Annotated in this window: 6 protein-coding genes; 1 reads left to right on the forward strand and 5 read right to left on the reverse strand. The window is 74.9% G+C overall.

Annotated features, from left to right (window positions below; translation table 11 throughout):
- Positions 1–90: 90 nt before the first annotated feature.
- The 5 genes from AB0B76_RS37235 to eccD form a co-directional block, all read right to left on the reverse strand.
- On the reverse strand, positions 91–5,028 hold the full coding sequence (locus tag AB0B76_RS37235; protein ID WP_360384468.1) for a CHAT domain-containing protein: 4,938 nt from the start codon (positions 5,026–5,028) through the stop codon (positions 91–93).
- Entirely contained in the window at positions 5,025–7,031 is a 2,007-nt protein-coding gene (locus AB0B76_RS37240) for an AAA family ATPase (protein WP_360384470.1), read from the reverse strand. The genes AB0B76_RS37235 and AB0B76_RS37240 overlap by 4 nt, the downstream gene beginning before the upstream one ends.
- Entirely contained in the window at positions 7,028–7,849 is an 822-nt protein-coding gene (locus AB0B76_RS37245) for a hypothetical protein (protein WP_360384472.1), read from the reverse strand. The genes AB0B76_RS37240 and AB0B76_RS37245 overlap by 4 nt, the downstream gene beginning before the upstream one ends.
- A gap of 129 nt (positions 7,850–7,978) precedes the next feature.
- Positions 7,979–9,229 carry a type VII secretion-associated serine protease mycosin gene (gene mycP, locus AB0B76_RS37250; protein ID WP_360384474.1) on the reverse strand — a complete coding sequence of 417 codons (1,251 nt, stop codon included), beginning with the start codon at positions 9,227–9,229 and terminating at the stop codon, positions 7,979–7,981.
- Positions 9,226–10,617: a type VII secretion integral membrane protein EccD gene (gene eccD / locus AB0B76_RS37255; protein ID WP_360384476.1), complete on the reverse strand. Its 1,392-nt coding sequence runs from the start codon at positions 10,615–10,617 to the stop codon at positions 9,226–9,228. The genes mycP and eccD overlap by 4 nt, the downstream gene beginning before the upstream one ends.
- Positions 10,618–10,748: 131 nt before the next feature.
- Between eccD and eccCa the strand changes: the two genes are divergently transcribed.
- Positions 10,749–14,723 carry a type VII secretion protein EccCa gene (eccCa, locus tag AB0B76_RS37260; RefSeq protein ID WP_360384478.1) on the forward strand — a complete coding sequence of 1,325 codons (3,975 nt, stop codon included), beginning with the start codon at positions 10,749–10,751 and terminating at the stop codon, positions 14,721–14,723.
- Positions 14,724–14,899 lie beyond the last annotated feature (176 nt).

The following is a 14,899-nucleotide window of genomic DNA, read 5'->3' on the forward strand; positions in this document are numbered from 1 at the left end:
GCGACCATAGCCCGCCGCGCGATATCGATCCACGTGATTTCGGTCGGCCCGGGCGGTCACTGCCCGGGCCGCCGAGCCCGGCTCCGCGGACTAGACCGCGAGACGGAGTTCAGAGATCAGTTCGGCCCTCAATTCGTCCGGCACCTCGCGTTCGACGAGGGACAGGAGCTGCGCGTCAGTGACCATCCCGAAAAGCTGCCGGAGGGCGGCTACGTTGGCGTCACCCCACTGGCCGGTCGTCATCCGCTCGGCGACGGCGGTGCTCAGCTCGATCGCCATGGCCTCGCGGACCCGGCCGGCCTCAACCAGCAGCCCGGCGAGCCGGCGGCCGATCCGCCCCTTTTCGTACTGATCGCCGAGCGCGGCCATGATGTCGGCCGCCCGGCGGTAGTATCGCTCGGCCTCATCGGGCCGGCCGGCTGCTGCGGCGGTATTGGCCAGTTGCTCGAAGGCCCGGGCGCTGCGGTACTGATCGCCGAGCGCGAGCGTGTGTCTGAGGGCCGCCTGATGATGCGACGCCGCCTCGGTGTACCGATGCGTCTCCTGCAGCAGCAGTCCGAGTTGTTGATGGACGGTGGCGAGACCGTCGAGGTCATCCAGCCGGCGGAACAGGTCGAGCGCCTCGGTCAGGTCGGACTCGGCCTCGGCGAAGCGGCGTCCGGCCTGAGCCGCCACGCCGAGCTGGTATCGGGCGGCGGCCACGGTCGGAGCGCTGCCGGTCACCAGCGCCAGCCGGAACTGCGCCTCCGCCTGGCCGAGGTCGCCGGCGCGCAGCTGCGTCACCCCGAGCCGTAGGTGCGTTTCGGGCTCATCCTCGATCTCGGCCGCCAGTTGGTAGTACCGCGCCGCTCGCAGCAGGTTGCCGCGGCGCTCCTCGGCCTGGCCCAGCCCGATCAGGGCGGCGGCCTCCGCCGACCGATCGCCCAGCTCGGCCGCGAGGGCAAGCTCCGCTTGGCCGTGGATCTCGACCTCATCGAACGCGTGCCGCCCGAGGGCCAGCTCCCTCGCCCGGCGACGGACCTGGATGAGCTCTCGGCGCTGATCATCGCCGGTCGTGTGCGCGTGGTCGGCGATGACCCGCAGGAGCAGGGACCAGCGCGCATCTCCCTGCCCCGTCTGCTCCAGGAACGCATCGATCGGCCCCAGCACGGGCAGCACCGGCCGACCGGCGTTCAGCGCGTAATCGAGCGCAGTGTGCAGGTTGCCGAGCTCGATCTCGGTCAGCGCCCATGCGGCCACGCGCCGCGGTGGTTCGACATCGGCGAGCAGCTGTTCCAGGGCCTGCCCGACGCGGGTGTACAGATGGTAGTGGGCGGCTTCCGCCCGGGCGCGCAGCTCCGGCTCGTCCTGGAGCGCGGCCCGCAGGAAGAACACCAGCGCCGGGGCGAGCCGCAGGTAGGCGGAGTTGTCCGGGTGCGGGGTCGCCAGCCCGGCCTCGACGAGATCGCCGCCGAACATGGCGAGGTCCTCGTCGGCGAACTCGGCCGCGTAGTCGGTCAGGGTGTGGAAGAGGATCCAGTCCGCGAACGGGGCCAGGAGCAGCGCGGCCCGCCGTCGGCGCGGCTCGACGTGATTGTGGCTGATGTCGATGGCTCGCCATACCACCTCGAAGCGCCGGCCCTCCTCAAAGCGCCGGCCGTCGATCCCACCAAGCTTGGCCAGCAGTGTCGCCGGAGACTCGACGGACAGCCGGGGCAGCGCCACCCGCATCGCGAGCGGATGGCCGGCGAGCACCGTCAGCAGGTCGCTCAGCTCCGCGCCGCGGCGCTCGTCGGCATGTTCCCGCACGCTCCCCGAACGGAATCCCGACCTGACTATCCGCTCCAGCAGGCTGGACGCGGCCGGCGGGTCGAGGCCGTCGAGCTCGTGGACGTGGTCGGGCAGCAGGCAGGCCGGCCACTCGTCGCGGCGGCGGGCCGACATGAGCACCATCGTCCGGCCGCCGCGTAGCAGCCCCAGCAGGCCGGCCAGGCGGGCACGGTCGGCGCCGGGCAGCAGGTCGGCGTCGTCGATCACGATCAGGAACGGGTCCGCTCGAAGCTGCGCGGCGACCTGCGCGTCCCGGGCGGCCGGCGGTCTCGCGTCGCGGCGGGGCGCATCCGGACCCAGCAGCACCCGTGCGATGTCGTCGAGCAGGTCGCCGTCGGCACCGGTCCGATCGCTGGACATCCTGACGGTTTGCCGCGCGAGGCCGGTGCGCCGCCACCACCAGGTCGCGTGCGCCAGCAGCGCGGTCCGTCCGATGCCGGTCGGGCCGACGACCACCGCCTGGCGTACGTCGCCGTCGAGCAGCATGAGTCGCTCGATGGCGTGGATGTCCAGGTCCCGGCCGACGAACCCGTACTTGACGGGAGGTTCGGCGCCGGCGCCGGCCTGCCGCGCGTAGAAGTCGTCGCGTTCCCGGTCCGACATCGGGCGCAGGCCCAGCCGGACCGGGCGCCGTTCGAAGACCACGGGCAGGAGCCAGTCCTCCAGGTCGAGGGTGTAGTCGAAGTAGGCCTGCCGGGTCTTGTTGTCGTGGAGTACCTGCCGCATCGCCCAGGCCGCGGCGGCCGGGTCGGCGCCGCCGGCGAGCTGCCGGTAGAACTCCGGCATCGCCCGGGCGGCGGCGGACACCGTCACGGTGTAGGCCATGCCCACGGCCACCGGGGCTCCGGCGGCGACGAGCTCCTGGGCCAGGCCGACCTCGTCGTCCTCGCCCACCGCCGACTGGCAGGCGTTCAGCACCGCCACGCCGACGCGATGCTCGGCCAGCACCGCCGCGACCCGTGCGGCCGGGACCGGGTCGGCCTCGCCGTCGGTCCCGGTCTCGAAGAACAGGTACCCACCGGGCGGGAGCGGGTCGGGGCCGGTCACCGCCACCGGAAAAGCGTTGCGATTCGTCGGCTCGCCGGGATGTCCGGCCGGCCGGGCGCGCCGGGTGTCGTCCGCGACGAACGCTCCGTGCATGTCGAAGTGCACCACCTGATAGTGGCCGGTCCCGTGCCGCCGGGACGCGTCGCGCAGGTGGTCGCGCAGTGCCGCCCAGGTTCCGACGCCGACCAGGTCGACGACGACCGGGATCCGGGCCTGCCGGACCGCGTCCAGCAGGGGCCGGGAGATGGTTCGGTACCCGACGTCCGCGCGGCCGTCGGGCCGCGCGACGAGCACGAGGATGCGCAGCACCGACTGCTCGGCCGGCAGCTCGAAGCCCGGGCCGATGTCCTTCGGCCGCCGCAGCACGGGCATGCGCAACGCCACGAGCAGGTTGGCCGCCCGGTCGCGCAGCGCCTCCCAGTGCAGCCGCTGAAACTGCGGGGAGCCGGCGACGACCAGCCGGTACCCGTCGAATCCCCGCTCCCGGGCCCGGCGGTAGGCGGGCGCCGCGGCGCCGCCGAAGAGCTGCGCGAACAGTGCTTCGCCGTAGTGCCGGATCTCGGCGGCCGCCCGGGCCCGCCGGTCGTGGTCGAGGTACGGGTAGCGGATGTGGTCCTCGAAGTACCAGCGCAGCAGTTCCTCGGTGTCGGCGTGACCCGGGTCCGTGAGCGTCGCCCGGATCGCCTCGCCGCCGCCGAAGTTGATCTGAATGGTGAACGCGCCGCCGGGGTCGCGCGCCTCCTCGGAGATCAGGATCGTGTGCTCCTCCGGCCGGGGCGACAAGGTCCGTACGGTCCGGGGGACGACCGGCGTCTCGGCCGATCGTGTTGCCGCCGGCGGATTGTCGGCCGGTGCCGTGAGCTCGGCCGGCACCCGCAGGACGGCCACGCCGCCGGTGCCGGCCAGCGCAAACCGGCCGTCCCCGCCGGCGCCGGGCAGCGCGGCGAGGGCCCGTGCCGGCATGCCGGTGGTGCAGGACGCGACGGCGGCGCCGCCCACCGGGTCCCACACCCGTACCTCGCCCGCGTCGTCGGCCGACAGGAGCAGGGTGGCGCGACCCGGGTGCACCAGCGTCGCCAGTGCGTGCACGGCGTGGGCGTGCCCGGTCAGGGGCGGCCCGGCCGGTGCGCCGGCGGCCGGGTCCCACAGCCGGATCTCGCCACCGTCCCCGGCCGACGCGAGCCAGTTCCGGCCGTGGCCGACGGGCACGACCGCGAGCGCCCGGACCGAGTCGGCGTGGCCTTGCAGCACGGCCACCTGCCGCACCCCGAGCGGGTTCCACAGCCGGATCTCGCCGCCGTAGCCCGCCGACGCCAGCAGCGCCGGTCCGTCCGCGACGGGCACGACAGCCAGGGCGAAAATGGGGCCGGCGTGGCCGGTCAGCGTGGCGGCCGGTGCCCCGGCGGCCGGATGAACGAGGTGGATCGAGCCCCGCCGGTCGGCCGCGGCGAGCATGGAGCCGGCGTCGGTCGGCACGGCGGCGAGTGCCTGCACCACGCCTGACTGCAGGTTCAGCGCTTCGCCGGCGGCCCGGCCGCTGTCCGGATCGACGAGCTGGACCAGTCGCCCGGTGGCGACGGCGATCAGGGTGCGCCCCTGGTCCGCCGGCAGCGCGGCGAGCGCCGATGGCCGCAGCTCACCGATCGACTCCGCCCGGCCGGTGTCCGACTCGTAGAGCCGGATGCCGGCGGGCCGGTCGGTCGTCGCGAGCCGCGTGCGCTGACCGGGACCCGGCAACGCAATCAGCGTGTCGAATCCGTCCTGGTACAGGGCGAAGCGCCAGTCGGCCCAGTCGGTGTGCAGCCACGAGCCCTGAGGGCCGATGGCGACGCCGGAGGCCTGGCCGGCGAACTCGAGGCTGGCCATCCGGGCGGCGGCGCCGGCGTCCGGCGGCAGGCTCGCCTCGACGTGGGCCCAGGCGGTCAGGTGGTCCCGCGCTCGCTCGGCCGGCACCGCTTGCGACAGCAGGTGACCGATCCGGCGGCTGGTGTCCCACCGCAGGAACTCCGGGGGAACATGGGCCGCGTCCAGGACGAGCCCGCGTGCGGCGTGGTCGGCCAGGTAGCGGCGCAGGTACGGATGGGGTGCGCTGTCCCCGCCGGCCCGGACGAGGCCGGCGAGGGCGTCGGCGATGCGCCGGTGGACCTGGACGTGTTCCGGGTTGATGGTCATGGGCCGCCCTCGCCGGGCTCGAGGCTTTCCGGGGCGTTGCGGAGGGCCTCGGCCACCCGCTCGTGCAGCGGGCGGTACACCATCCGCTCGTCTAGGACGTCCGTCACCAGGTATCCGCCGAGCCGGCTGTTCAGGACGTCGGCGATGACGGCGCCGGCGTCCGGCCAGGGCCGGCCTCGGACCGCCGTCGCCGCCACCGGCCACACCTCGGCCCACGGCAGGCCGGGGCCGAGCGCGAACGCGGTCGCGCGCAGCACCGCCACGAGGTCCGCCACGGGACGGCCCGTTTCGCCGGCGACGTCCGCGAGGTCTTCCCGCAGCAGGCCGAGGGTGCCCTCGTTGAGCCGGGCGAGCCAGTCGGGGTCGTCGAGGCGTTGCTGTGCGGATGCCTCGCGCAGGCGCCGGGCGGCGACCCGGGCGTCGAGGAAGGACGGCGCGACCGCCTTGGCAACGGTCGCCGCGGCCGCCTCGGCATCGTCCGGGTGGTCCGCGTATGGGCTTCCCGGATCGCCGGCGAGCAGTGCCCTGACGTACTCGGTGATGTCCGGCACGACGTCGTCCCGGTCGACGCGGAGGACCTCCGGCCGGCCCAGCACCGGGCCGAGCGCGGTGAGCAGGTAGTCGGGGCCGGTCGCGTCGATGCCCTCCGCGATGCCGCCGGGGCTGCGTACCCCGATCAGCAGTCGCACGCCGGGGGCGCCGGACGGCGTCGTCACCTGGCCGAGCGGCGTGAACAGCTCGCTCACCAGCCGCAGGGGGTGGGCCGCTTCGTCGACGCCATCGATGACGAGCACGGTCGTGCCGCCGTTGGCCGCCGTCTGGTTCAGCCGGTCCAGCAGCGGGGACGGCGCCGCGCCGGGCGACTGCGGCAGCCGGGTGGCGATGTCCTCAGCGATCTCTTCGGGCCCGCGATTGCGGGCGGAGACCGCCACTTGCACCGCATTCGGCTCCGGCCGGAGGTCGGCCGGCTCGTCCGCGACGAGCTGGGCGAAGCGGGGTTCGGCCAGGAACCGCGGGTCGCTGAAGGTGACCACGCGCGCCAGCAGCGCCGACTTGCCGGTGCCGGCGGCCCCGGTGATGATCAGCGCCCGGGCGTCGCCGGCCAGGAAGCCCACGATGCGACGCATGATCTCGGCGCGCGGCGCCGCGTACCAGCCGGGGTCCGCTCGGCCGACGCGGCCGGCCGCCCGTTCGAGCCAGTACTGCAGTTCGGCCTCGTTCGGCGCGAGCTGGCTGCGGGCGGCGGCGACGATCGCCGGGCGCCGCGGCACCGGGTTGGGCAGGCACGGGCTGGGCGTCGTTCCCGAGCTCATGCGCGGCCACAGCACCTGCGGCTCGGGCACCTTCGCCTCGCCTGCGGTCAGCTGCAGCTCCCGGAGGAACTCCTCGAGGGTCAGCATAGGCGCGGTGTACCCGGACACGTCACGCAGCCGCTGCAGGGTCTGCTGCAGCAGGCCGGTGAACTGGCCGATCCGCGGCCGTTCGGCGAAGTCGCACGCGGCGATGACGACCAGCGAGCGCAGGGTACGGCGGGCCCTCTCGAGGTCGTGGGTCAGGCCGCTGAGCTCGGGGTCGAGCGCGCCGGCGTGGCAGGTGTCGATGAGGACGAGGACATGTTCGGCGTTCGAGTCGAGTATCTCGGCGACCAGCCGCCCGGTCGGGATCGCCGTGGCCAGCAGACGCTCGCGGTCGGTGTCGGGCAGCAGCAGGTAGTGCGTCGTGGATTCGCCACGCATGCCGTGGCCGGTGATGTACAGGACCAGGATGTCGGCGGGCAGCAGGTCGCGCAGGGCGTGCTCGGCCAGGAAGTCCTCGACGTCGCGTCGGGTCGTCGGGTACAGGGCCTCGTGCAGGTCCTCCTCGAAGGCGTCCTTTTCGAGGGTCTTCACGTCGAGGAGCCAGTCGCGGAGGATCTTCACCTGGCCCTCGATGCCGCGCACGAACGTGTCGTCGGCGTCCGAGTAGTCGCGGGCGGCGATGGTGACCAGGCGGCGGCGGGTCACGGCAGGCTGTCTCCGAGCGCCCGGCCGGCGGCGGCGCTGCTCAGGTAGCGGACCGCGCCATGGGCGTCCTGCCAGCCGTTGTCGGCCTTTTCGTCGGTGATGTCGGCGCCCAGTCCGGCGAGGCCCCGGCCGGCGGTCACCGCGTCGTTCGGGTCGTAGACGTTGCGCCACGACCCCACCACGGCGGCGTCGAGCCGGCCGGTGTCGCTCAGCGCCTTGCGGACCGACGCCCAGCCGAGCGGCGAGCCTGCGGTGACGAGCGCGTCGGCGGTGATGGTGCCTCGGCGCAGCATGTCGTACGCCACGACACTGCCCAGGGAGTGGCCGAAGAGCACACGGGTGCCGGGCGTGACCGCCGCGCGGACCTTGGCCCGGATCACCTTGCCGAGATCGGGGCGGTGCAGGTAGGCGTACACCTCACGGAGGACCCGGGCGGCGAGGCGGCCGGCGCCCGTGCCGAAGACGGCGTCGATCGCGGCGATCCGACGGATGAGCCACTCGGGCGCGGCGGGCAGCCCACTCAGATCCCCGGTCGGCGTCTCCGGCGCGCCGGCGGCGACATCGTCGAGGGCGGAGGCGAGCCAGTCCGCCTCGTCCGCGTCCATCGGCTCCGCGTCGATCGGTTCGTCGGGGCCGAGGAACGGGTACGGCTTCGTGATCACATCGGCGTAGTAGCCGACGCCGAAACCGTCGATGGCCAGAGCCCGGCGCTCGGCGGCGGCCAGGCCGACGTTTGCGGCGTCGTGCCACAGCAAGCGCAGCCGGTCGGCCGGCGTCTTGCGCTGGCCGATGCCGTGGACCGCGACTACCAGCGTCACCGGGCACTCCCAACGCTTAGGGGACGGCGACCACACACAGTATCGGCGCGTTCCCGGTGCGTCGAGCACCCGATCGGCTGACGGCCGCGGGCCGGGCGGGCGCTTCCCGCGCGCGGCGGCCGGCCCGGCTCAGGCCAGCCGGATGTCCGGCGGGTCGACCACCGGCTCCGCGGGCGTCTCCGGGCCGCCCGCCCCCGCCCGCCGCTGCCGCGCCGCCCGCAGTGCCAGCCGCCCCAGGTACGCCAGGACCGCCGCCAGCATCAGGATGCCGAACACGCCCAGCAGCACGCCCCAGCGCTCGGCCAGCCCGCCGCCCTCGTCCGGCCGGGGCAGCACGCGCACCTGGCCCACCGGCGCCGCCGCGGCCGAGCCGCTCGGGCTCGGCGGGGCCGATGCGACCCGCGCGGTAAGCGCCGCGAACGGGTCCACCATGCCGGCCCCGACGCGGTCGTCGCGGGCCGCGCCGAGCGGGACCGCCGTCGCGGTGAGGCGGCGGACGACCTCGGCCGCGGACAGGCCCGGGAAGCGGGACCGCACCAGGGCGACGACGCCCGAGACGAGCGCGGTGGCGAAGCTGGTGCCGCTCACGCCGACGTACCCGCCGCCCGCCGACGGCGCCGTGAGGCCCTCGCCCGGTGCGGCGATGCCGACCCAGTCGCCGCGGTTGGACTGGGCCAGCGGGGTGCCGTCCTGCTTGAGCGCGGCGACCGCGAGGACGCCGGGGTACGCGGCCGGGTACCACTTCGTGTCCCCGGTCGACGACTCGTTGCCCGCGGCGGCCACGACGACGACGTTGCGGCTCAGCGCGTACTGGATCGCGTCGCGGATCTGGGGGCGGTCCACCGGCAGTGCGAACGACAGGTTGAGGACCTGGCCCGACTCGGCGCCGGTGCGGATGGCGGCGGCGATCATCTCGGGGGTCGCGTTGTCGATGCCGCCGGGGAAGCGCACCGGGGCGATCATCGCGCCCGGCGCCACGCCGATCACGCGGTCGTCGTCGGTCGGGCGGGCCGCGATCAGGCCGGCGACCGCGGTGCCGTGGCTGTTGCCGTTGTCGCCGCAGTCGCCCACGCCGCCCGGGACGCGCTGCCAGCCCGGCGGGGTCTGCGAGCCGACGTAGTCGAAGCCGGGGGACAGGGCCGGCTTGAGCTTGGCGTGGTCGTCGACGCCGGAGTCGACCACGGCCACGGTCACGCCGGCGCCGGTCGACAGGTCCCAGGCCCGCTCCAGGCCCAGGCGGGCGATGGTCGGGTCGCGGGGCGCGTTGGCCGGCAGCGGCTGGCCGTTCGGCGGCGGGTTGCGGCAGCCGGCCGGGGCCAGCGCCGGCACCGGTGCCGGGACGAGCAGCACGGCGACGGTGGCGAGGGCGAAGAGCCTCACGCCCGCAGATCCATCAGCGCGCGGTAGACGTCCCAGACGGCCAGAGCCAGCGGTACCACGGAAAGCATCATCATCGTCTCGAGCACATCCAGGCTCCGGGCCAGCCGCGGGGTGCTCTTGCGCCGCCCGGTCAGCCCGCCGATCACGGCCGCGAGCAGCGCGACGGCCGCCAGCACCGGGGCCAGCACGCCGGTCAGCAGGGCCGTGTGCCCGGCGAAGCGCACGACGAGGATCGCGGCGCCGGCGAGCAGCGTGGCCGAGACGGCGATCGCGACCGCCGCGACCTGCTCCCGCTCGCGGAACAGCCGCCCGCGCAGCAGCGCCAGCAGCGTGAGGACGCCGGCCAGCAGCCGCGACCACAGCGAGGAGTCCGCGGCCAGCACCAGCGCGCCGCCGGCGACGACGGCCTGGCAGCCGGCGAGGAGCCCGGACAGCAGCCGCCGGGCGCGGGCGATCTGGGCGGTGGCCCGCTCGAGGTCGAGCTGGCCCTGCACGCCGGCGAGGTCCTCGGCCGAGCGGGGCAGCGGCTGGCGGGGCAGGCGGGCCGAGCGCAGCGCGAGGGCCGGCAGCATCGTGGTCGCGGCCAGCGCGAGCGGGGCGACGGCGGCGGCGGCCGCGGCGGGCCGGGTGTCGGCGAGGATCGCGATGAGCGCGCCGAGGCCCGCGCCCAGGGCGGCGATGCCCAGCGCGGCGAAGACGTGGTCGCCGCCGCCGACCACGGCCGGGCCGACCGCGGCCACGAGCAGCGCGGCGGCGCCGGCGATGAGCAGGTGGCCGCGGCCCCAGTCGCCGCCGAGGAGCTCGGCCGCGCACAGGGCCGCGCCGGGCACCGCGAGCGCGGCCGCGAGGGTCGCGGCCGGCAGGTCGTTCGCGGCCCGGGACATCGCCCAGGCGACGGCGAGCAGCAGGGCGGCGACGCCGCCGGCGAGCGCGCCGGGCAGGATGCCGCCCGCGGCCGCGAGGGCGCCGAAGACGCCGAGCATCGCCACGGCGACGAGCACCGCGCAGGCCAGCCGCAGCTCCCGGCTGCCCCAGGGCCGCAGCACGCCACCCTCGGTGATGAGCTCGACGACGTCGTCGTAGACGGGCGGCGCGATGTGCTCGGACGCGCGGTGCAGCACCAGCAGGCCGCCCTCGGCCACCCCGGCCTCGGACAGCGTCGTGCCCGGGTCGAGGCGGTCCGCCTCGGCGGTGGACAGCGCCCAGCCGGCCGCGTCGGTGTCGGCCTGCCCGACCTGCCGCAGCAGCATGGGCAGCAGACGCGCCAGCGGTACCGCCGACGGCACGGCCAGATCGACCTGCACGCCGGGCGCGGCCAGCCGGATGCGGCAGAAGGCGCCGCCGTGTCCGGTGTCAGCGGGCGGTAACGTCGCCGTACTCCGTGTCATCAAGGTCCCCCGCGGCCGATGCCGGTGCTGCTCGTGTCCCCTTGTCGTGCCGGTCAGTAGGGTAACTTCATCGATCGAAGAGTTCCACCGGCCGCAACGGCGGTCACATTACGTCACACGGGGGTTCTGAGTTGCCCACCACCGCGTTCCGCCGCCCGCCCCGGGTTCCGCGGCCGAGCGTGCCGGAGGGTGAGGTACTGCTGCAACCGCCGCCCGAGGTCCACCGGGCGGACTCCGGCAACGTCTGGCTGACCGCGCTGCCCGCACTGTCGGGGCTCGGTTCGGTGGCGTACCTCTTCGCCGCACCGCCCAACCCGATCACGTACGTCGCCGGCTCGTTCTTCCTGTTCTCCTCGCTGGCCATGGTGGCCGGCTCGCTGCTGCGGGCCCGGGCCACCGCCCGCGCCGACGCGGAGAACAACCGCCGCGACTACCTGCGCTACCTGACCCGGATGCGGGAGCGGGTGCGGCGCACCGCCGACGCGCAGCGCGAGGCCGCCGCCTGGGTCGCGCCCACGCCCGACCAGCTGTGGGCGGCCGCGGCGAGCCCGCGGCTGTGGGAGCGGCGCCCGCTCGACCCCGACTTCGGCTGGCTGCGGCTCGGCCTGGGCCCGCAGTTCCTGGCCACCCAGCTGGTGCCCGGCGAGACCGGCCCGGTCGAGGACCTCGACCCGCTGTGCGCGCTGGCCCTGCGCCGGTTCATCGCGAGCCACTCGGCCGTGCCCGGCCTGCCGGTGCAGCTGTCCCTGCGCCGGTACGCCGCCGTGGCGCTCTCCGGCGACCGCGACGAGGCCCGCACGCTCGCCCGGGCCCTGGTCGCCCAGGCGGTCACCTGGCACGCCCCGACCGACCTGCGGGTCGTCGTCTGCACCGCCGACGCCGACGCGTCGGGCTGGTCGTGGGTGAAGTGGCTGCCGCACGCCCAGCACCGCACCGAGGTCGACCACGCCGGCCCGGTCCGGCTGGTCAACCCGTCGCTGGCGGCGCTGGAGGACTGGCTCGAGGACGAGCTGGCCAACCGGCCCGGGTTCAACCGGCACGCCGCGGCCGACCCCGACGTGCCGCACCTGCTGATCGTGCTCGACGGCGGCCTGACCACGGGCCTGGAGCTGCTGCTCAACCCCGACGGGCTGCAGGCGGCGACCGTCGTCGACCTCGACGGGCGCACCGCCGAGCTCGTCCGCGGCCACGGCGTCGAGCTGGTCGTCGCCGACGGGCGGCTCGACACCCGGGTCGGCACCAGCCTGACCCCGCTCGGCCGGCCCGACGTGCTGCGGCCCGCCGTGGCCGAGTCCCTCGCCCAGCAGATCGCCGAGTTCCGCCTCGACGTGGCCACCGCGCAGGCCGAGGATCTGTCCACTGTGGACCAGACGCTGCCGGGGCTGCTCGACATCGACGACCCGGGCCAGCTCAACCTGCCGGCGCTGTGGGCGCCGCGGCCCCTGCGCGACCGGCTGCGGGCCCCGATCGGCATCGCCGCCGACGGCGCGGTGCTGGAGCTGGACATCAAGGAGTCCGCGTACGACGGCATGGGCCCGCACGGCCTGCTCATCGGGGCAACCGGCTCGGGCAAGTCGGAGCTGCTGCGCACCCTGGTGCTGGCGCTGGCCTCGACGCACGCGCCCGAGCAGCTCAACCTGGTGCTCGTCGACTTCAAGGGCGGCGCCACCTTCGCCGGCATGGCCGCGCTGCCGCACGTCGCCGCGGTCATCACCAACCTGCAGGACGACCTCGCGCTCGTCGACCGCATGCAGGAGGCGCTGTCGGGCGAGATGAACCGGCGGCAGGAGATCCTGCGCGCGGCCGGCAACCTCGTCTCGGTGCGCGACTACGACCGGGCCCGCCAGCGCGGCGCCGACCTGCCGCCGCTGCCGAGCCTGTTCATCGTCGTCGACGAGTTCTCCGAGCTGCTGTCGCAGAAGCCGGACTTCGCCGACCTGTTCGCCCAGATCGGCCGGCTCGGCCGGTCGCTGGGCCTGCACCTGCTGCTGGCCTCGCAGCGGCTCGACGAGGGACGGCTGCGCGGGCTCGAAGCGAATTTGTCGTACCGCATCTGCCTGCGCACGTTCACCGAGCAGGAGAGCCGCACCGTGCTCGGCGTGCCCGACGCGTTCAGCCTGCCCAGCGCGCCCGGGCACGGGTACATGCGCGGCGAGTCGGCGAACCTGCGCCGCTTCCGTGCGGCCTACGTGTCGGGGCCGTACGGCAACCGGGAGCAGGTCGGCGACCAGCTGCTGGCCGGCGGGCTCGAGGTGCGGGCGTTCCGGGCCGAGTACCAGCCGAGCCCGCAGGCGGCCCCGGGTACCACCGCGCCCTGGCCCGGCTCGAGCCCCGAGGACACGACGGAGACGATCAACCTCGCGGAGGCGGAGGCCGGCGGCCGGACCATCCTCTCCACCATGGTCGGCCAGCTCACCGGGCAGGGCATGCCGGCCCACCGGGTCTGGCTGCCGCCGCTGGGCGCGCCCGACACCCTCGACACGCTCGTGCCCGACCTGCGCGTGCGCCCCGGCCGCGGCTACGGCGCCGACCCGCTCTCGCCGCCGCTGCGGGTGCCGGTGGCCATCGTGGACCGGCCCTTCTACCAGCGCCGCGACCCGATGTGGGTCGACCTGGCCGGCTCCGGCGGGCACGCGGCGATCGTCGGCGGCCCGCGCTCGGGCAAGTCCACCCTGCTGCGCACCCTGATCTGCGCGCTCGCGCTGCGGCACACCCCGGCCGAGGTGCAGTTCTACGCCCTGGACTTCTCCGGCACCCTGTTCGGGCTGTCCGGCCTGCCGCACGTCGGCGGGGTCGCGGGCCGGCAGGAGGCCGAGGTCGCCCGCCGGATCGTCGCCGAGGTCACCGCCGTCATCGAGGACCGCGAGCGGCGGTTCCGGGAGCTGGGCGTGGACACGATGGCCGACTACCGGCGGCTGCGCGAGGCCGGCACCGTCGACGACGACCGCTTCGGCGACGTGTTCCTCGTCGTCGACGGCTGGTCGGTGGTGCGGCAGGACTACGAGGACGTCGAGACGTCGCTGATCAGCCTGGCCGCCCGGTCGCTGACCTACGGCGTGCACCTGATGCTGACCGCGAACCGCTGGCTCGACCTGCGCTTCGGCCTGCGCGACCTGATCGGCACCAAGCTCGAGCTCAAGCTCGGCGACGCGCTCGACTCCGAGATCGACCGCAAGGCCCAGCTGACGGTGCCGGGCGACCGGCCGGGCCGGGGCGTGAGTTCCGACAAGATGCAATTTCTGGCGGCGGTACCGCGAATAGACCGCCGTCGCCAGGCCGACGACCTGTCCACCGGCGTCAACGGGCTCGTGCAGGCCGTCACCGACTACTGGGACGGCCCGCCGGCGCCGCCCGTGCGGCTGCTGCCGCATCTCGTCGAGTTCGCGGACCTGCCCAAGGAGTCCAAGGAGCAGGGCATCGTCCTCGGCCTGGAGGGCCGGCGGCTGCGCCCGGTCGAGTTCGACTGGCGCGAGCCGGGCCTGGTCGTGTTCGGCGACGCCGAGTGCGGCAAGACCTCGACGCTGCGGATGGTGGCCCGGCAGGTGGTCGACACCTTCGAGCCCAAGCAGGCCAAGGTGATCCTGTTCGACTACCGGCGCACCATGCTCGGCGAGTTCGAGGGCGAGTCGCTGCTGGGCTACGCGGCCAACCAGACGCAGGCCGAGGAGCTCGTCGCCGGCCTGGTCGAGGGCTTCACCAAGCGGCTGCCCGGCGCCGACGTCACCCCGCAGCAGCTGCGCAACCGCACCTGGTGGACCGGGCCCGACGTGTACGTCGTCGTCGACGACTACGAGCTGGTGACGGCCGGCAGCAACCCGCTGCTGCCGCTGCTGCCGTTCATGGCCCAGGCGCGTGACATCGGCATGTACCCGTACGTCGCCCGCCGGGCCGGCGGCGCCGCCCGGGCCCTGATGGACCCGTTCCTCGGCGCGATGCGCGAGCTGAGCTACCCGGCGGTGGTGCTCAGCGCCCCGCGCGACGAGGCGCCGATGTTCGGCGTGCGGCCGGCGCCGCTGCCGCCGGGGCGCGGCACGCTCGTGCACCGCCGCTACGGGTCGGTCCCCGTCCAGCTGGCCCGGCTCGACGCCCGTCCCGACACGGATTGAGTCCGCTGGGACGGACAAAGGTTGCCAAGGCCGATATATTGATGAAGGTATCCGACGGGGGAGCCTGGTGTTCAAGGTCATGAAGGAGCGTTCAACCGCGCGGGGCGTTCGTGCCGCAGCCGGCGCGGTGGCGGTGCTTGCACTCGTCGCCGCCTGCTCGGACGCGAAGGATCCGC

The sequence above is a fragment of the Dactylosporangium sp. NPDC049140 genome (assembly GCF_040648435.1).